The sequence below is a fragment of the Rufibacter roseolus genome, from assembly GCF_017916365.1.
GTDB classification, from domain to species: Bacteria; Bacteroidota; Bacteroidia; order Cytophagales; family Hymenobacteraceae; genus Nibribacter; species Nibribacter roseolus.
The window spans coordinates 1,198,771-1,216,373 of sequence record NZ_JAFMSU010000003.1 but is presented as its reverse complement, the minus strand read 5'-3'; the positions used below and the strand labels follow the sequence as shown (position 1 = coordinate 1,216,373).

Here is a 17,603-nt window from a genome sequence, read left to right as displayed (position 1 = left end):
GCTGGATGATCGGTCTACCGAGATGTTAAAGCGGAAAGCTGCTAACTTCGCCCTCTCCAAACAGGTGAAAAAAATGAAGGTTGCAATTATAGGGGCCGGTAACGTGGCCACGCACTTGGTGAAGGGTCTCCAGGAGGCAGGTATAGAGATACCCGTCATCTACAGCCGTACGCTGGCCTCGGCGCAGAAATTAGCAGAAGAAGTTCCGGGTGCCGTAGCCACTGACGCCACAGACTTCCGGCAATTGCCGAATGCCCAGGTCTATCTTTTGGCTATTCCGGACGGAGCGCTGCCGCAGTACGTGCAAAACGCTGTTTTCCCGGAGGGTGCCTTGGTGGCCCATACGTCCGGGGCGCAGCCGATGGAACTGCTGACCTCACTGGCAGGGGTAGAAACCGGCGTCTTCTATCCGGTGCAGACTTTCAGCAAGGAAAAGGAGCTGGACTGGCGCAGAATTCCCATCTGTGTGGAAGGTGCTTCCCCAAAGGCAGAAGAAACTCTATTGAATCTGGGGAAGCTGCTCAGCGATCAGGTGGTTCTGATGCATGGGCAGGCCAGAAAGCAGCTACACGTGGCGGCGGTGTTTGCCTGCAACTTCACCAACCATCTGTGGGGCGTGGCGCAGGAACTGTTACAGAAAGCAGAACTGCCGGTGAATCTTTTGGAGCCGCTGGTGCTAGAGACGGTGCAGAAAGCTTTTCAGTTTCCGCCGTTCACGGTGCAGACAGGGCCAGCCCGCCGCGGAGACGCTAACACGTTGCAGGCGCATCTGCAACTATTGCAAACCCAGCCCCACTACCAACATTTATATCAGGTACTCACAGAAAGTATTCAAAGGGCGGCAGAAAATGAGCCGTTTTTTGGGAAACAGGCGTAAAACGACTGGTGTCTTCTCGGTAACCCCGCCAAGCGGCAATGGTTTTGATTAGGGCGGCTGTATGCCTACCTTTGCACCTTTATTAATCCACAGGAATGAAAGTCGTTAATATTACTTATAAGTTCGAGGACGGAAAGCCCGACGAAACCCATTTGGGAGCCGAAGGAGAGTCTGTTCTGGACGTCGCCCTTAACAACGGGATTCAGCTGCAGCACAACTGCGGTGGTGTTTGTGGCTGCAGTACGTGCCATGTTTACGTAGAGACCGGCATGGATGATCTGCCGGAAATCACCGACAAAGAGGAAGATTACATTGACCGCGCGGTGAACCCCCGCATCAACTCAAGACTGGCCTGCCAGTGCGTGGTGCAAGGCGGCCAGGACCTGGTGATCACTATTCCCAAGCAGGATTTCCTGGGTCACTAATTAGTTATCAGTGGTTTGTTGTGAGAGATTAGGGCAGGTGTAAACCACCATAACAGGCCTTATGCAAGGTTTGATTCCCTGCTTTATTCCCTGACCGAACCCAGAAAACTAACAACCATCAACTAAACACTATCAACTAAGCAAGATATGAGTAATTTGTATGAGCCACCCATGAAGTGGAGCGACCATGAAGACATTGCCATGGCCCTCTATGAGAAGTTTGGCGATGATTTCACCGAGAACAAGATCTATCGCATCCGGTTCACCGATTTGCTGGAGTGGGTTTTAAGTTTACCTAACTTTGAAGGTACCCGCGAGCAGGCCACTGAGGGCCACCTGGAGCAGATCCAGGCCAAGTGGGTGTACGAGTGGCGCGATAACCAATAGTCTTTCTCCGTTTGGAGCTTGTTTTCACCAAAACAGGCCCCAAACGTAAATTGCAGTTCCTATCCCTGATGTCCTAACCATGCAAGCACTTCCTGATTTCAAGAATATCACCACCTTCATTTTTGACGTGGATGGCGTTTTGACAGACGGCAACCTGTTGTGTTTCTCTACCGGAGAGCAGGCGCGGGCGTTCAACATCAAAGACGGCTACGCCATCAGGCATGCCCTCCGGAAAGGCTACCGCGTGGCCATCATCTCAGGGCGCAATGAGCCTGGGGTGCGCAAGCGGCTGGAGTCACTGGATGTGAAGGATATTTACCTGGGCTCAGAGAATAAGCTGGATACCTTCCAGAATTACGTATATTACTATGGCATTGACCCAGAGACCGTGGTGTTTATGGGTGATGACATGCCTGATCTGGAAGTGATGCAGCACTGCGGCATCTCGGCCTGCCCCGCCGATGCGGCCATTGACATCTGTGACATCTCGCAGTACGTGGCTACCGCCGAGGGTGGCAAAGGCGCGGTGCGCGAACTCATTGAAATGGTCATGAAGCTGCAGAAGAAATGGTAGCCTACGTTAACCGTTTTCCTTGGTTTTCAAATTTTTATAAATAAAGTTTGCTTTTTGTATAATAATCATATATTTACAGAATCATTCATTATTTCAATTTTTAAATTTTTATGAAAACAGGAACTGTTAAATTTTTCAACGAGTCCAAAGGCTACGGTTTCATTACAGAGGAAGCCACTAACGAGGATTTCTTTGTTCACATTACAGGCCTCAACGGTATCCAAATCCAACAGCACGACAAAGTAGAGTTCGACACCAAAGAAGGTAAAAAAGGCATCAACGCGGTTAACGTGAAGAAAATCTAACACTTCTACGATTCATACTCATTTTGCATTCTCAACAAAAAGCCCCTGGTCCCAGGGGCTTTTTTCATAGGTGGATTTTATACCGTAACTTACGTTTTCCTTTCCAGCACCTGTGAAGCAATTTCTGGCCCTTGTTCGGTTTCCCAACCTCCTCATCATGCTGTTGGCACAGCTCATGGTGCGGAAGTTCCTGGTTTTCCCGGAGCGCTCTTTCCAGGAGGCGCTTTCCTGGCCTTTCGCCATTCTCATGGTGGCCACCATCTGCATTGCGGCCGCGGGCTACATCATCAATGATTACTATGACATTAAGATAGACCGTATCAATAAGCCAGACCGGGTGGTGGTGGGTAAGTTCCTTACCCGGCGCAAAGCCATGATGATTCACCTGTATTTGTCGGCGGCTGGGGTTTTGCTGGGGCTTTTGTTGGGCTGGCGCATAGGCGGGGTTTTGCTGGGCGTGGCTTTTCTGCTGTGGGGCTACTCGGCGCAGTTCAAGAAACGGCCCTTTGTGGGGAACTTCACTATTGCCCTGCTGTCGGCGGTGATGGTGCTGGTGGTGCCGCTGCAGGCCGGACAGCCCTCCTTGGCAGCCTGGGCCTATGGCGTGTTCGCCTTTATGATTTCTCTCGTGCGGGAAATCATCAAAGACATGGAAGACGTGCAGGGCGATGCCTCTTTCCGGTGCCGTACTTTGCCCATTGTACTGGGGCTGCCGCAAACCAAATGGGTTTTGTACCTGCTGGTGGGCTTTTTCCTGCTGTATACGGGATTTATCATGGCGCACCGGTGGCACGAACCTTTGTTTGTGGCCTATCTTTTCCTGGGGGTGGTGGTGCCCACTTTTCTGCTGTTGCGGCAGATCTTCCACGCCGACCGAAAAAAGGAATATGCCCGGCTGAGCTGGCTTTGTAAAATGATCATGGTAGCCGGCATCTGTTCCATGATGGTGCTGCGTTAAAGCCCGGGTACTGACTAAAATGAAAACCGGTGCGATGCGTTTTAACTCTGTTTTAGGTAAATAAGGCCCAAAACAACCTTGATTCTGTGTAACTTTGGATATGACGCCTTCAGGTTTATTTAGGTGGGTAACGTTTCTGATTGCTCTGGTCTGGAGCCTGGCTTCCAGTGCCCAAACAAGCCAGTTGCCGCTGGGCGGATGGCAGGTGCACGTGCCTAACCACCGCGCCAAATCCATCGCCGAGACTCCTTCTTCGGTCTACTGCGCCACCGAGGATGGCTTCTTCCGGTACATCAAAGAAGAGCACACCCTCCAGAAACTCTCCCGCACCGATGGCTTCAGTGACGTGAACCTAAGCGCCGTTAGCTATGATTCGGCCTCGGCTACGCTGGTAGTGGCCTATGAAAACACCAACCTGGATTTGTTGAAAGACGGCAAGGTGCAGAACCTAACTGAGCTGCTGCGCAAGTCCATGACGGGCGCCAAGATCATCCACCATCTGGCTACTCACAACAAAAAGGCTTACGTTTCCACTTCCTTCGGGCTGGTGGTGGTGGACCTGGTGAAGCTGGAAATCAAAGACACCTACAGTAACCTGGGCGCGCAGGGCGAGGCCGTGCAGGTCTATTCCTCGGCGGTTTGGAAAGACAGTCTCTATATCGCTTCCTCGGGCGGGCTGATGGCTGCCAGCCTCAACAACGCCAACCTGCTTGATTTTCGGAGCTGGCGCCGCTTCGGCTCCGCCGAGGGAATTCCCTTCGGGATTGCCTCCGATGCTTTCCGGACCATTTCGGCTTTTGAGGGTGGGGTTTACGCCGGCATTAACGGTGTTGGCCTTTTCCGGTTCAACGGAAGTTCCTGGAGTAAAGCAGCTTTCTCCACGGCAGACAATCAATACAGGTCCATAGAAACCAACGGCAGAAGGCTTCTGGTAACGGGCACGCAGGAAGTGCTGCAAGTTCTTGCCTCAGGGCAGGCCTCCCGCTTCGTTGATCCTTTGTTTCAGGATTTGCGCATGGCCATTCCCGCCAGAGAGGGTGGCATTTGGGCCGCGAGTTATGAGAAAGGATTGGTGCAGGTGACGTCTGCCGGAGCCATCGCGCTGGTGCCCAACGGGCCCGCTTATGTGGATGTGTTTGGTGTATACGCCGAACCCGGGTTATTCACGGTGCTGGGCGGTGGCTACAGCCAGGGATACCTGCAACGCTCCTCCGGGGCCGGGTTTTACCAGTACCAGAACGGCCAGTGGACGAGCTACAATTTCGCCAGCGGGGGCCAGTTTCCTACCAATGCCCGCGACCTGGTCATGGCGCGCCGCAACCCGGTGAATGGCAAACTGTACATTGCCAGCTACGGCGCCGGTTTGCTGGAATGGGACGGCCTTGACAACGTGAAACTGTACAACAATACCAACAGCCCACTGCTCAGCGCCATAGATGCCAATGACCGCAACTACATCAGGGTGCCTGGTATTGCCATTGATGCGGCCGGAAGCGTGTGGGTCACCAACCGAAACCAGTTCGCCAACTCACCTGGTTTGTATGAGCTGAAGCTGGACGGCACCTGGAAATCGCACCCTTTTAACGGCTATGGCTTAGGCAGTGGTCTTGATAAGGTGGTGGTGGATGAAAGCGGCTACAAGTGGGTCACCATCAGCACCAACGGTACCGATGCCGGCATTATAGTTTACGATGACCTCACCGGGCAGTACGCGTACATCGGCGGTGCCGGGCAGGGCGGTTTGCCGGGCAAGCAGGTCTTTGCGCTGGCGGTAGACCAGCAGGGTGAAGTCTGGGCCGGCACGAACAACGGGATAGCCGTATTTTCCAGTACGCCGGATATTTTCACTTCGGCTTACAGCGGGGCTTATTTACCAATTTATGAGCGCCGTCCACTGTTGCAGGGGCAGGTGATCAGGAGCATTGCCGTGGACGGCGGCAACCGCAAATGGATCGGGACGGATACCGGGCTTTGGCTCTTCAATGAAACCGGCGAGCAGATGATCCATAACTTCACCACCAGGAACAGTCCTTTGCCCTCAGATAAGATACGGGATATCTCCGTGGACCCATCTACTGGCGAGGTGCTTATTGGTACCGAGGGCGGCATTGCGGTTTTCAGGGGTAGTGCCACCCGCAATGAGACTGTGAACAAGAACTGTCTGCAGGTTTTCCCTAACCCGGTGAGAACAGGTTTCACGGGTAACATCGGGATCTCCGGAGTGCCGGAGAACGGGTGGGTGAAGATCACGGATGTTGCCGGTTTTCTGGTGTTTGAGGGCAAGGCGGCTGGTGGCACATTTGCCTGGCACGGGCGTGACTACAACGGCCGCAAAGCCAAGCCTGGGGTATACGTGGTCCTGGCCTCTTCGCAGGATGGCTCGCAGACGTGTAACACCAAAATCGCCATTCAATAGGGGCAAGCCCTGCCATATTCTCCCGGAGCTGCGCCCTTGTAGTACCATGACCCACGCGCCTACGTATGGGTAATCAGAAATCAGAATCCTTTTATGCTGGTAAAAACCCGGGGCATTGTCCTGAACTACATCAAGTTCAAAGAGTCTTCCATTATTGTGCGCATCTACACCGAGGAACTGGGCCTGCAGAGCTACATTGTGAACAGTGTCCGGAAGAAGGGGAGTGCCTCACGCATTGCCTTGTTTCAACCTTTTACGCTGCTGGACATGGTGGTGTACCCGGGCAAAGGCGGTTTGACGCGCATCTCTGAGTACAAATGCAGCCATCCGTTCATGACCGTGCCTTATGACATCCGGAAGAGCAGCATCCTGCTGTTTCTGTCTGAGATGGTATCCAGAACGGTGCGGGAAGAGGAGGAGAACCGGCAACTTTTCTCGTTCCTGCACAATGCCATCCTGCTTTTTGACCAGATGGAGACCGGCTTCGAGAATTTCCACTTGGCTTTCCTCATCCAGTTGGCTAATTACCTGGGTTTCGGGGTGCCCTCCGCTGATGAGGTGATCACGCAGGTGGCCTTTGAGATGGGTGGTGCCTCGGCGCTGGGCAACAGCCTCATGCAGCTGCAGCAACTGGAGCCTTACCTGGCCGAGGTGATCAAAGATGCGGAGAATGCCAAGCTCCCCAATGGGAAAGTCCGGCGTGAACTGCTGCAACTGTTGGTGCGCTACTTCCAGCTGCACGTAGATCAGTTGGGCGAGATCAAGTCACTGCCGGTACTGTCTGAGGTGCTGAGTGAGTAAATAGCTTAGCCGGGTTTAGCGGCTATTTTCATAAAACAAGGCAAAAAAGAAGGGCCTCCTGTGCAGGAGGCCCTTCTTTTTTAATGCTTACAACAATTAGAAGTTGATGAGGTGAATCTCAAACATAAGCGGGGTGTTAGGCGGAATGCTGCCTGACCCGTAGAGACCGTAAGCCAGGCGGGACGGAATCAGCAATAAGGCTTTCTCGCCTTTTTGCATCATGGCCACGCCTTCATCCCAGCCCGCAATCACTTTCTTCTGACCCAAAACAAACTTGAAGGTCTGCGCCCGGTCATAGGAGGAGTCAAACTTCTGACCGTTCTGTAAGAAACGGCCTATGTAGTTCACTTCTACTGTGGCTCCGGCAGTTGGTTTATCTCCGGTACCCGCATCCTTTTTCACGTAATAAAGCCCTGAGGCTGTCTTGGTGAAATCGGTGATGTTGTTATCCGTGAGGTATTTCTGAATCAACGCATCTTCCAATGCCGCCTGGGCCGCATGGTCAAAGTTTGCATACGGATCATAAGGATCCTTGTCATTGCAGGCGTTAAAGACGAAAAGTACCCCAATCGCCAGTAGCCACTGCCAGGCTTTTCTTCTTATTAATTGTTGCATATAACGTTAGATTATAAACCTGCGCCTGGGCCGGCAGGACCGCCAGCTGGACCAGCAGGGGCTGCCGGAGCATCTTTAATGTCTACCAGTTCCACATCAAAACGCAGGATAGAGTTAGCTGGTAACTCGGCACCGCGTGCCATAGAGCCGTATCCCTGAGGAGAAGGAATCAACAAGGTGCCTTTGCTGCCTTTGTTGAATTGCTTGATGCCTTCTTCCCAGCCTTTGATCACCTGGTTCTGACCCAGCGGGAATTCAATTGGGTTACCGCCGTTTGATTTGTCAGAAGAGTCAAACTCTTTGCCGTTCAACAGGGTGCCTTTGTATTTCACGCTCACTACTTTGCCGTCTGTGGCGTTAGGACCGCTGCCTGGCTGGGTGATCACGTAGTACACGCCGGAAGCGGTTTTCTGCACTTGTAGGTTGTTTTTCTTCACGTACTCCTGGATGAGTTTGTCATCAATTGGAGCTTGTTTGGCGGCGCGGGCTTCCATCTCTTTCTGCTGACGCTCCATCATCTTAGGATAGTCGGCCATGGCCTCCTGCTCAGTCTGCAGGTTGATGGCTTTCACGAAGAAAGTAAGGAAACTGCCTTTCTCAATGAAGGGAGGAAGCGGGCTTCTGAAAGTTTTGGCGAATAGAGTATCTGCGTTGATTCTGAACACGGCGCTATCGCCTTTGTCTAACATCAGGAACGCTTCTTCAATGCTGCCTTTGTTTGGAGACGCCACCATTTTGATCTGGATAGGCATTGCGTTGTCTTTGGTGCTGAACAGCAAAGAGTCTTTGGCGTTGCGGTACTCCATCTCAAAGCTCATTACTTTGTCAAGTTTGGCTTTGTAGGCGGCGGAATCAACTTTCGCTTCTTTTACCTCATATTTTCCGTCTTTCTGGGTGTACAGTTTGTACTCTAGACCAGAAGGGGTTTTCATAAACTTATCCTCGCCCAGGTTCTTGCAAGAAGAAGTAAACAAGGCCGCCGCCAGAGCAGGCAGCAGGTAAATTGATTTTTTGAACATTGGTTTTAGTTTAATTAAGCGTCTTTTAAGGGTTTAGTTTACCAGTTGTTCCGCGTACTGCGGTAATAGACTCACAAATTTCTCTACGGTTTCGTTCAGGGGGAGAGGGGAGATCCCGCCTGCGGCGTTCTTGTGCCCGCCGCCGTTGAAGTGCGCCCGCGCAAACTCATTCACCGAGATGTCTCCCACAGAGCGGAAGGAGATTTTCACGGCCTCCTGGCGTTCAATGAACAGGGCGGCAAAGCGTACGCCTTCAATAGAGAGGGCAAAATTCACCAGTCCTTCGGTGTCGCCGGTCTGGGAGTTATAGGCCTTCAGTTCCTCAGCAGTCACCGCAATAAAGGCGGTGTTGAATTCCCGTACCACCGTGAGCTTGTCTTTGAGCACATAGCCCAGGAACCGCAGCCGGGTCTCTGAGTAGCTGTCATAGATGTTGCGGTGCACCTTGCAGATGTCAATGCCGTTGTGGAGCAGGTCTGCAATGATCATGTGCACGTTGCGGGTGGTGCTGGAGTGCCGGAAAGAGCCCGTATCGGTCATGATACCGGCGTAGAGGCATTCGCCAATGGCTACATCCACGAGCGACTCATCGCCCATTTCCCTGATCACCTCGTACACGATCTCCGCGGTGGCGGCGGCGTTGGTGTCAGAGAACATGATGTCAGCGAAGTCTTCGGGCTGGAGGTGGTGGTCAATGAGCACCTTGGTGCCCGTGGCCTGCTGAATGTAGGCGCCCAGCTCGTTGATGCGGCTGAGGGCACTGAAATCCAGACAGAAGATGGCTTCAGCGTCTTTGATGATGGCCTGGGCCTGGGCATCGGTTTTAGGGCTGTACACCAAAACGTCTTCGTTGCCGCTCATCCAGTTAAGGAAAGAGGGGTAGTCAGACGGGGTGATCACCTGTACCTGGTGCCCTTTTTTCTTAAGGTAGCCGGCCAATCCTAGTGAAGACCCCAAAGCATCCGCATCCGGTTTATGGTGCGTGGTGATCATGATCTTCTTAGGAGACTCTAAAAGCTCCTTTAGCGCGTTGATTTGCTGCATTGTATACTCACAGTCCGCTGTGAAAAAATAGCGGATACAAGCTGCAAAATTCTAAAGAATTAAAGTACAAACCAAATAAAATCAATCAACTGGCCAACGCCCCAGTATTTTTGCCGTACAGAATGGGTTTTGGCCCAAAGAGTATTAATTTTGCCGGGCAAATTCTATTTAAACCGATAACGAAAGAAGAAAAATGGCTGGAAACGTAACGTTCACCATGATTAAACCAGATGCCGTGAAGGATAACCACATTGGCGGTATCACCAAAATGATGGAAGAGGCTGGCTTTAGAGTAGTGGCCCTGAAAAAGACCCGTCTTACCGAGGAGCGTGCCGGTCAGTTCTACGAGGTGCACAAGGAGCGTCCTTTCTACGGCGACCTGGTGAAATACATGAGCTCTGGACCAATCGTGGCCATGATTCTGGAGAAAGACAACGCCGTGCTTGATTTCCGTACCCTTATTGGCGCCACCAACCCAGCCCAGGCTGAGGAAGGAACCATCCGGAAGATCTACGCCAAGTCTGTAGAAGCCAACGCCGTGCACGGTTCTGACTCTGACGAGAACGCCCAGATTGAAGGCGATTTCTTCTTCACAGCTGACGAGCGTTTCTAAGCTCTTTTAGAGAAAAGATAATGAAAACGCCTGGCCGCAAGCCAGGCGTTTTTTTGTGGGCTTCTGTTTTTGCCCCGTTTTGGTGAAAACAAGCTGTAATCCCCAGTTGTACTCTTAGCGCTTACCTTATACCCCAAGAACTAGTATTCTGCTTTTTCAGGTTGGCCGCCGGAATGGTCAAAAGCCATCATAAGGATGTAGCTTGTCATGGCACCCACGGCAGTACCTAGAATCACCACGGAGCCCAGCACCATCAACAGCGGCAACCGGAAGCCAAAATAGTCCTGGTTATGGAGTACGCCGGCATACCCAGGATTGAGGAAGATCGCATGGAAAAGAATAAAGGCTGCGTAGAGCGCGGCGCCTACCAGGCCTACCAGAAACCCAATGGACAACCCAGAGAGGTAAGGCGGATGTCTGTGCAGGGCGTCATAGTTTCTCCTGAAGGTGTTAATAGCCATGATGACGGCTATCAGGATGAAGATATTGCTGGCAAAACGAATGATTTCGCTGTTTTGTAAGCCAACGAAGTTAATAAACAAGTAATAGACGATCATCGCAACGGCGGACATGGTGCCATAATAAAAGCCTATGCGTTGGGCTGAATTTGTTGCCATTGTTCCATTCTTATGTTGGAGTTTGCAAATACCAAAGGAGCTGAACGGGCGCTTTTTCTGAGAGGCGAAAAAGTACGATGGGCAGTAATTGATACGTAAAAATCTGTATTTCGTCAATTACACTTGATAAAACAGGAGACTTCCTCGGAAATCTATTCTTGTAACCACCACTTTTCTGAAATGTTTAGGTGAAAAAAAATTCTCCGTAACACCTCCTCTTTTCTGAAGGAACAGCCTTATCTTTTCCAAAAAAAAGAACAATTCCGTTTTCAGCCTACTTTCATAAAATCGGCCTTAAAATGGATTTACTGCGTTTCATTTCTCCGCTTGAACACGGTGCAAGAGATTTGCTTTATTTTAGGCAGTAGTTTAAAGCCTCTTTTACAAAAAGTATATCAAAAATCAGATCAAATCATTTATCCGTTAACTATCCTGCTTCACCGCCATGCGATTTCGTATTCTCCTTTCTTTGTGTCTGTTGGTTTTCCTGCTCCAGCATGCCGGTGCGCAGGTGGTACCGGTGACCATCTACTATGACCTTAACAAAATTGTCACTACCAAGCAGAAGTCCGCTTTCATACGGGTAGCGTCTTTAGACACTGTCTCCTTCAAGTTCAAAGGGAAAGTCACTGACTATTTTGCCAACGGGCAGGCATTTCAGCAGTTTACCTACGGTGAGGCCGGGAAAGAAGGGATATTCCAGCTTCTGCACCCAAACAAGAAGTTAGACCGGGAAGGCTTTTTCAAAGAGAACCAGCCTGTGGGGCAATGGCGGTTCTATTACCCAGACGGCAAGCCGATGCAGACCGTGGAGTTTCTGCCAAACCAGGACTACAAGGTTCTGGAGTCCTACAACTTCCTGGGGCAGCAAATGGTCAAAGACGGTACGGGTACCTGGGAAACCACCAGCAGAATCAGGGTGGGATTAACCTTCTATGACTTGCTGTTGGAAGGGCAGTGGAAGGACGGGGTAAAAACCGGTCAGTGGCAGTTCCTGAAGCCCGACGGGAAGAAAGTACTGGTGAAAGAGTATGAAAACGGCATCGTTAAGAAAAGGAAGTTGTATGACCTGCAAAGCGGGAGAGCGGTGGAAACCAAACTGCATCAGGAAGACGAACTCTGGCCTTTCCTGATATCCCTGGACGATATGGAGCAGTTGCGTTTTGATCCGGCGGTATTCGGGAGTAAAGAACGGGCCCTGCAGTACATCTTAAGGAAAGAGCATCTGTTACCCTTAGATTCCCTCAACCTGGCGGCAAACGCGAAGGTTGAAAAGGAGCCCGAGTTTCCGGGCGGCCAGGAGGCTTTTATGCGGTTTTTGGGTAATAACTTTAGAATATCCCCTGTTGATGCAAGAAGCAGAGTATCTGGGACCGTGCTGGTTTCATTTGTGGTGGGTGTGGATGGAACCCTGTCTGATTTCAAAGTGGTGAAATCACTGTCTAAGGGGCTTGATGCAGAAGCGCTAAGGGTCCTTAAATTGATGCCCAGGTGGAAACCTGCCATTAGTAACGGAAAACCAGTGCCTTATACTATGACCGTTCCTTACAAAATTATGTTCGGAAACGGGTAAGCCGATTGGCCTATCAATAAGAAAGTGTTTTATATGTTGCCAAAAATATTTGCCACCTCTTTGCTGGCTTTTCTCTTACTTCCCCTGCTTAGCATAGCACAACAAGTCCCGGTCACCGATTACAGAGCAGAAATAGCCCGGCACCGCGCTCATGAAGACAGCGTGTTCAAGTTTGATGAGCACTCTCCCCTGAAAGCCGAGGCAAAGACCATTTTCAAAGGCTTGGAGTACTTCCCGGTGAACGAGGTCTACCGCGTTAAGGCGAAGTTTGTCAGAAACACGCAGGAAACAGTCTTCATCATGCCCACCACCGGCACCCGCACCCCGGAATACATGAAGTACGGCGAGTTGCATTTCAAACTACAGGGCCAGCCTCTCAAACTGAGCGTGTACCAGAACCAAGAGCTCAAGAAGCAGCCCAAGTACATGGCCTACCTGTTCATCCCCTTCACCGATGCCACCACCGGCCAGGAGACCTATGCCACCGGCCGCTACCTTGACTTCACCATTCCCATGGGCGCAGATAGCGTCTGGCTGGACTTCAACAAAGCCTATAACCCGTACTGCGCCTACGGCGATGGCTACTCCTGTCCCATTCCACCTAAGGAGAATAAGCTGCCGGTAAGGATTGAGGCGGGGGTGAAGAACTATGAGAAAGAGAGAAACAAGGAAAAAGGAGTGAATGAAGTTCCTGTGGAAGTAATACCGGAGTTCCCGGGAGGGGACAAAGCCATGTTTGCTTTTATATCGCAGGAGTTCAGGGTTCCCAATTCTGTTCGAAGAGCGGGGTTAACGGGAACAGAAGTTATTGCGGTGATTATAAATGAAGATGGTTCCATTGGAAACATAGAAAGTGTGAAATCCCTTCACCCTGATCTTTTCGCAGAAGCGTCACGGGTTGTGAGTAAGATGCCAAAATGGAAGCCAGGCAGGCATAATGACGAAGCTGTGACGGTCAAATACACAATACCTTTTCGTATTACCCAGAGGTAAGAAAAGGCAGAATATAAAGTCCTTTTAACTGAAAAGCCCCGGATTATCAATGATCCGGGGCTTTTCTATTTTGTTTAATCCGAGGTCTAACCTCTATATTTTCGTTTTACGTCTGGTTCCTCAGAAACAGGCCTTAAACGCAGTTCGTTTTCTTCTTCGTCCTCAGGATGTTCACCGAAAACACGGAGAACCCAGCGGGGCAGGAAGAAAGAGCCCAGGATCAGGTACAGGTAATAGGTCACTACGCGATACAGCAAAATGATCACCGTAGTGAAGCGGCCCAGGAACTGCCCGAAGAACGTGGGGAAAGCCACCTCGGCAATACCGGCCCCGCCCGGCGTCACGGCCACCAGCAGCACAATCTTGTAAACCATGTTGCGCGAGAAAATGAGCACGTGGTCATGGAAACTGATATCGGTGAAGGCGGCAATAAGGCAGTTGATCACAAAATAGCGGGCGGTCCAGACAAAGGCGGTGCTCAGGGCGGCGTTGGCCCAGTACCCGAAGGTACTGCCTTTGAGTTGCTGCGAAGCCCACACCAGTTCGTTTCCGTTCTTATAGGCGGCAGGTCTCCAGCGGCGCGTCAGCTTGAAAGAAGTAGCCCGCAGGAAGAGGCGTTTCACGGCCGTGGGGTTAATAAGGAGGCCGTACGCCATCAGAAAGGCGTAGAAAGCAATGAGGATGTAACTGACCGCAAAAGCGATCTCCAGGCTCTGTGTCACCGAGAACTCCATCGCCGAGACCTCGGGGAAGATATTGCCGGCGGTAATCAGGAAAACGAGGGGCACGGCGATGATGAAGTACAGGTTGTCCATCATGGCGGTCACCATCACGTACGCCAGGGACTTGCCCAAACTCAGGCCTTCTTTGTTCAGCATAAAGGCCGCTACCGTAGACCCGCCCACCACCGAGGGCATCACGCAAGACGCGAACTCCCAGAGCATGATCACGTCCACGCTTTTGCGCCAGCTCAGGAATTTCTCCGTCACGTACCTGATGCGGTAAATGTACCCGAAGTCACGCACCACCAGCACCGCAAAGGTCATGAAGATCCAGAACGGCTTGGCGTTGTAGAGCGGCGAGAAGTCCATCTGGGCACTGTCCCGGTAGAACATGTATCCTATCACGCCCAACCCAATCACCACTGGAATGAGAATGCGTTGCGGCGTGAAGTACGAGAGCAGTTTCTTACGATTCAGATCCATGGTCAGTGAGGGTCAGGTGCTGGTGTTCAGAATAAGGCACTATACGGAAATTATTGAACCCTTCCGCAATCTCCAAGCCAATTTCGTTTAGCTGGAGCAAATCAAGGATGGCCAGGAAGTTGAAAATCAACCCAATCTTGTCGGGGAAAGCCTCTACCAGGTCGGCAAACTGCACCACACCCTGGGCGTTTACCCGGTGCTTGATGTAATTGCGCTGCTGTTCAATGGTGTAGGGGTAAGTGACCACCGTGTGCTTGGGACGGTTCTGCTCGTCTTCGTAGCGCTGCATGGCTTTGTGGAACGCATGCATGAGGCTGTACAGGTTCAGGTCCTTGAGCTCGTACTCCAGTTGGTGCTTGGCCGCTATCTTGCTCAGTTCCTCATCGGTGTTGCCGCGTTCCTCCTGCTGCAGGCGCACGTCTTCCAGAAGGCTCAGGTCGCCCAGTACCTCTTTAAACCGTTTGTACTCCAGCAGGTGCTGCACCAGTTCCTGGCGCGGGTCAATCTCGTTGCCCTGCTCGTCTTTCTCAAAGCGGGGCAGCAGCATCTTGGCCTTTATGCGCATGAGCGTGGCGGCCGTGAGAATAAACTCGCTGGCCACCTCCATGTTCATGGTTTCCAGCTGCCGGATGTAGCCCACAAAATCATTGGTGATCTTGAAGATGGGAATATCATGGATGTCCAACTCATCGCGCTCAATGAAGAAGAGCAACAGGTCAAACGGACCCTCAAAGAGCGACAGCTTTATTTCGAAACTCACGTGTGGCGGTACAGAAATGGTGTACTTGCAAAATTACGTATAAGTATTGCCATGTGCCAACGTTTAAGCCAGAAGAACCTGTTTTTGAGACGTTTTCTGAAAATAAAGCCCTAAACAAAGCTTTGGCAGGTAATTTGCGGACCTAAACAGCGTTTAACAGACTGTTTCTTCGGGCGTAAGCCCTAAACAGGAAGTATCGAGCAAGGAATTGGAGATACGCTGTTTTTAGGCTATTTTTCAGGAATAAGGCCAAAAATGCGCTTGCCTTGTTCTGCGCAGGAAAGGACCTCTGAGAAAAAATTCTTAATTTTGCCTTTTACTGGGTGCGGCTACGTATATGTGAAAACTTTCAGAGCCTTACGCTGTTGCATCAATATCCACCCAAGTGCACCCCTATGATAATTGAACCCGGAGAACTGCTGGCCAAGATAAACTCGCCCGCAGATTTGCGCCAACTTTCTGAAGACCAACTGCAACAGGTCTGCCAGGAATTAAGGCAATTCATCATTGACAACGTGTCTATTTACGGAGGGCATTTTGGGGCTAGTCTGGGCGTGGTGGAGATGACGGTAGCCCTGCATTACGTGTTCAACACACCTTATGACCAGTTGGTCTGGGACGTGGGGCACCAGGCTTACGGGCACAAAATCCTTACCGGCCGCCGCGACAACTTCCACACCAACCGCAAACTCAACGGCATCTCGGGTTTCCCCAAGAGAAAAGAGAGCGAGTATGATGCCTTCGGGGTTGGGCATTCCAGCACGTCCATCTCGGCGGCGCTGGGCATGGCCGTGGCCTCGCAGTACAAGAAAGAGTATGATCGGCACCACATCGCCGTAATAGGCGACGGATCTATGACCGCGGGTATGGCCTTTGAGGCCCTGAACCACGGCGGCGCCTCAGACGCCGATCTGCTGGTGGTGCTTAACGATAACTGCATGAGCATTGACCCCAACGTGGGCGCGCTCAAAGAATACCTCACCGATATTACCACCTCCCGCACCTACAACAAAGTGCGCGACGAGATATGGAACATCCTGGGCAAGATCAGCAAGTTTGGGCCCAACGCCCAGCAGATTCTGGCCAAGGTGGAAAGCGGTATCAAAGCCACGCTCCTGAAGCAGAGTAACCTGTTTGAGAGCCTGAACTTCCGTTATTTCGGCCCAATTGATGGCCATGATGTAAACCATCTGGCCCTGGTGTTGAAAGACCTCAAGAAAATACCGGGCCCTAAAATCCTGCACTGCGTGACGGTGAAAGGAAAGGGCTTTGCCTTAGCCGAGAAAGAACAAACCAAGTGGCACGCACCCGGTCTGTTTGACAAAGTCACCGGCGAGATCTACAAGGTGCACCATACTACGCCGCAGCCACCCAAGTACCAGGATGTCTTCGGGCACACGCTGCTGGAGATGGCAGAGAAGAACGAGAAGATCATGGGGGTGACCCCGGCTATGCCGAGCGGTTCTTCCATGAACATCATGATGGCGGCCATGCCAGACCGCGCCCTGGACGTGGGAATCGCAGAGCAGCATGCTGTGACGTTCTCCGCCGGTTTGGCTACCCAAGGCCTGGTGCCGTTCTGCAATATCTACTCCAGCTTCATGCAGCGCGGTTATGACCAGGTGGTTCACGATGTCTGTCTGCAGAACCTGCATGTGGTGTTCTGCCTGGACCGCGCCGGTTTCGCCGGGGCCGATGGTCAGACCCACCATGGTTCCTATGACATTGCCTACATGCGGTGTATTCCCAACATGGTGGTGTCATCGCCTATGAACGAGCAGGAACTGCGTAACCTCATGTACACCGCCAGTCAAGACGGTATGGGACCCTTCACCATCCGCTACCCGCGCGGCGAAGGTGTGATGCCTGAGTGGCGCACCCCGCTGGAACTGATTGAGGTAGGCAAAGGCCGCGTGATCCAGGAAGGCGAGGAAGTGGCAATTTTGACTATCGGGCACATTGGTAACTATGCCGTGGATGTCTGCAAGAACCTGAGAATGGATGGTCTGCGCCCAGGCCACTATGACATGCGTTTCGCCAAACCGCTGGACGAGAAAATGCTGCACCACATCTTCCAGAAATACGACAAAGTATTGACCGTAGAAGACGGCTGCCTGCAAGGCGGTTTCGGAAGCGCCGTGCTGGAGTTCATGGCCGACCACGGTTATAATGCCCAAGTGAAACGCCTCGGCATCCCGGACATGATCGTGGAGCACGGCTCCCAAATGGAACTGCACCGCCTCTGCGGCTTCGACCTAGACGGAATAGAGCGTACTGTGCGCGAACTGATGGACGTGACCGTACGGGTGTAAAAACCTCCAAATAATAAGACCAGACCTCACAGGTTTTCAAAACCTGTGAGGTCTTTTTGTTTTGGGGCTATTTCATGGAAAACAGCCTCAAATTGAGAATTGATTACAG

General features: G+C 51.7%; 18 protein-coding genes. 12 read left to right on the top strand and 6 right to left on the bottom strand.

Annotation, left to right across the window (positions count from 1 at the left end; translation table 11 throughout):
- Nucleotides 1-22 precede the first annotated feature (22 nt).
- From J3P35_RS20950 to recO, 8 genes are all read left to right on the top strand, one after another.
- Nucleotides 23-877: a Rossmann-like and DUF2520 domain-containing protein gene (locus J3P35_RS20950; protein ID WP_262897574.1), complete on the top strand. Its 855-nt coding sequence runs from the start codon at nt 23-25 to the stop codon at nt 875-877.
- A 95-nt stretch (nt 878-972) separates the two neighbouring features.
- Entirely contained in the window at nt 973-1,302 is a 330-nt protein-coding gene (locus J3P35_RS20945; protein ID WP_210466666.1) for a 2Fe-2S iron-sulfur cluster-binding protein, read from the top strand.
- Between the two features lie 147 nt (nt 1,303-1,449).
- A complete protein-coding gene (gene iscX, locus J3P35_RS20940) occupies nt 1,450-1,689 on the top strand; it encodes a Fe-S cluster assembly protein IscX (RefSeq protein ID WP_210466665.1) in 240 nt (79 codons plus the stop codon).
- A gap of 79 nt (nt 1,690-1,768) precedes the next feature.
- Nucleotides 1,769-2,263 (top strand): KdsC family phosphatase, encoded by a 495-nt coding sequence (locus tag J3P35_RS20935; RefSeq protein WP_210466664.1) that lies wholly within the window; start codon nt 1,769-1,771, stop codon nt 2,261-2,263.
- A gap of 110 nt (nt 2,264-2,373) precedes the next feature.
- A complete protein-coding gene (locus tag J3P35_RS20930; RefSeq protein ID WP_062543874.1) occupies nt 2,374-2,568 on the top strand; it encodes a cold-shock protein in 195 nt (64 codons plus the stop codon).
- 112 nt (nt 2,569-2,680) lie between these two features.
- Nucleotides 2,681-3,526 (top strand): geranylgeranylglycerol-phosphate geranylgeranyltransferase, encoded by an 846-nt coding sequence (locus tag J3P35_RS20925; RefSeq protein WP_210466663.1) that lies wholly within the window; start codon nt 2,681-2,683, stop codon nt 3,524-3,526.
- Between the two features lie 100 nt (nt 3,527-3,626).
- Nucleotides 3,627-5,942 (top strand): type IX secretion system anionic LPS delivery protein PorZ, encoded by a 2,316-nt coding sequence (gene porZ / locus J3P35_RS20920; protein WP_210466662.1) that lies wholly within the window; start codon nt 3,627-3,629, stop codon nt 5,940-5,942.
- Between the two features lie 93 nt (nt 5,943-6,035).
- Nucleotides 6,036-6,743 carry a DNA repair protein RecO gene (recO, locus tag J3P35_RS20915; RefSeq protein ID WP_210466661.1) on the top strand — a complete coding sequence of 236 codons (708 nt, stop codon included), beginning with the start codon at nt 6,036-6,038 and terminating at the stop codon, nt 6,741-6,743.
- A 96-nt stretch (nt 6,744-6,839) separates the two neighbouring features.
- Here the strand turns inward: recO and J3P35_RS20910 are convergent, their stop codons facing one another.
- Genes J3P35_RS20910 through J3P35_RS20900 form a run of 3 tightly spaced genes read right to left on the bottom strand, consistent with a single transcriptional unit; the run spans nt 6,840 to nt 9,421 of the window.
- Nucleotides 6,840-7,358 carry an FKBP-type peptidyl-prolyl cis-trans isomerase gene (locus J3P35_RS20910; protein WP_210466660.1) on the bottom strand — a complete coding sequence of 173 codons (519 nt, stop codon included), beginning with the start codon at nt 7,356-7,358 and terminating at the stop codon, nt 6,840-6,842.
- Between the two features lie 11 nt (nt 7,359-7,369).
- Nucleotides 7,370-8,377, bottom strand: a complete 1,008-nt coding sequence (locus J3P35_RS20905) for an FKBP-type peptidyl-prolyl cis-trans isomerase (protein ID WP_210466659.1) — start codon at nt 8,375-8,377, stop codon at nt 7,370-7,372.
- Nucleotides 8,378-8,410: 33 nt separating this feature from the next.
- A complete protein-coding gene (locus tag J3P35_RS20900) occupies nt 8,411-9,421 on the bottom strand; it encodes a DHH family phosphoesterase (RefSeq protein ID WP_210466658.1) in 1,011 nt (336 codons plus the stop codon).
- 193 nt (nt 9,422-9,614) lie between these two features.
- Here J3P35_RS20900 and J3P35_RS20895 point away from each other — a divergent pair, with 193 nt between their 5' ends.
- Nucleotides 9,615-10,034 (top strand): nucleoside-diphosphate kinase, encoded by a 420-nt coding sequence (locus tag J3P35_RS20895; protein ID WP_210466657.1) that lies wholly within the window; start codon nt 9,615-9,617, stop codon nt 10,032-10,034.
- Between the two features lie 140 nt (nt 10,035-10,174).
- Here J3P35_RS20895 and J3P35_RS20890 read toward each other — a convergent pair whose 3' ends face one another.
- Complete coding sequence (locus J3P35_RS20890) at nt 10,175-10,651, bottom strand: cell division FtsX domain-containing protein (RefSeq protein ID WP_210466656.1); 477 nt, start codon at nt 10,649-10,651, stop codon at nt 10,175-10,177.
- 445 nt (nt 10,652-11,096) lie between these two features.
- On the opposite strand from J3P35_RS20890, the gene J3P35_RS20885 reads away from it, so the two are divergent.
- A complete protein-coding gene (locus tag J3P35_RS20885; RefSeq protein WP_210466655.1) occupies nt 11,097-12,224 on the top strand; it encodes an energy transducer TonB in 1,128 nt (375 codons plus the stop codon).
- Nucleotides 12,225-12,257: 33 nt separating this feature from the next.
- On the top strand, nt 12,258-13,217 hold the full coding sequence (locus J3P35_RS20880; protein WP_210466654.1) for a DUF1684 domain-containing protein: 960 nt from the start codon (nt 12,258-12,260) through the stop codon (nt 13,215-13,217).
- A gap of 86 nt (nt 13,218-13,303) precedes the next feature.
- On the opposite strand, the gene J3P35_RS20875 is transcribed toward J3P35_RS20880, so the two are convergent.
- Both J3P35_RS20875 and J3P35_RS20870 read right to left on the bottom strand, forming a co-directional pair.
- Complete coding sequence (locus tag J3P35_RS20875) at nt 13,304-14,422, bottom strand: lysylphosphatidylglycerol synthase transmembrane domain-containing protein (RefSeq protein ID WP_210466653.1); 1,119 nt, start codon at nt 14,420-14,422, stop codon at nt 13,304-13,306.
- The gene (locus tag J3P35_RS20870) at nt 14,406-15,182 is read right to left on the bottom strand and encodes a segregation and condensation protein A (RefSeq protein WP_210466652.1); all 777 of its coding nucleotides are present in this window, start codon (nt 15,180-15,182) and stop codon (nt 14,406-14,408) included. Before J3P35_RS20870 ends, J3P35_RS20875 begins: the two co-directional genes overlap by 17 nt.
- A 395-nt stretch (nt 15,183-15,577) precedes the next feature.
- On the opposite strand from J3P35_RS20870, the gene dxs reads away from it, so the two are divergent.
- Nucleotides 15,578-17,494 carry a 1-deoxy-D-xylulose-5-phosphate synthase gene (gene dxs / locus J3P35_RS20865; RefSeq protein ID WP_210466651.1) on the top strand — a complete coding sequence of 639 codons (1,917 nt, stop codon included), beginning with the start codon at nt 15,578-15,580 and terminating at the stop codon, nt 17,492-17,494.
- Nucleotides 17,495-17,603 lie beyond the last annotated feature (109 nt).

Coding starts and splice junctions, on each gene's coding strand:
- J3P35_RS20935 (WP_210466664.1), top strand. CDS start 1,769: ATGCAAGCACTTCCTGATTTCAAGAATATCACCACCTTCATTTTTGAC.
- J3P35_RS20875 (WP_210466653.1), bottom strand. CDS start 14,422: ATGGATCTGAATCGTAAGAAACTGCTCTCGTACTTCACGCCGCAACGC.
- J3P35_RS20950 (WP_262897574.1), top strand. CDS start 23: ATGTTAAAGCGGAAAGCTGCTAACTTCGCCCTCTCCAAACAGGTGAAA.
- J3P35_RS20910 (WP_210466660.1), bottom strand. CDS start 7,358: ATGCAACAATTAATAAGAAGAAAAGCCTGGCAGTGGCTACTGGCGATT.
- J3P35_RS20900 (WP_210466658.1), bottom strand. CDS start 9,421: ATGCAGCAAATCAACGCGCTAAAGGAGCTTTTAGAGTCTCCTAAGAAG.
- J3P35_RS20880 (WP_210466654.1), top strand. CDS start 12,258: ATGTTGCCAAAAATATTTGCCACCTCTTTGCTGGCTTTTCTCTTACTT.
- iscX (WP_210466665.1), top strand. CDS start 1,450: ATGAGTAATTTGTATGAGCCACCCATGAAGTGGAGCGACCATGAAGAC.
- J3P35_RS20905 (WP_210466659.1), bottom strand. CDS start 8,377: ATGTTCAAAAAATCAATTTACCTGCTGCCTGCTCTGGCGGCGGCCTTG.
- recO (WP_210466661.1), top strand. CDS start 6,036: ATGCTGGTAAAAACCCGGGGCATTGTCCTGAACTACATCAAGTTCAAA.
- J3P35_RS20930 (WP_062543874.1), top strand. CDS start 2,374: ATGAAAACAGGAACTGTTAAATTTTTCAACGAGTCCAAAGGCTACGGT.
- J3P35_RS20945 (WP_210466666.1), top strand. CDS start 973: ATGAAAGTCGTTAATATTACTTATAAGTTCGAGGACGGAAAGCCCGAC.
- J3P35_RS20890 (WP_210466656.1), bottom strand. CDS start 10,651: ATGGCAACAAATTCAGCCCAACGCATAGGCTTTTATTATGGCACCATG.
- dxs (WP_210466651.1), top strand. CDS start 15,578: ATGATAATTGAACCCGGAGAACTGCTGGCCAAGATAAACTCGCCCGCA.
- porZ (WP_210466662.1), top strand. CDS start 3,627: ATGACGCCTTCAGGTTTATTTAGGTGGGTAACGTTTCTGATTGCTCTG.
- J3P35_RS20895 (WP_210466657.1), top strand. CDS start 9,615: ATGGCTGGAAACGTAACGTTCACCATGATTAAACCAGATGCCGTGAAG.
- J3P35_RS20885 (WP_210466655.1), top strand. CDS start 11,097: ATGCGATTTCGTATTCTCCTTTCTTTGTGTCTGTTGGTTTTCCTGCTC.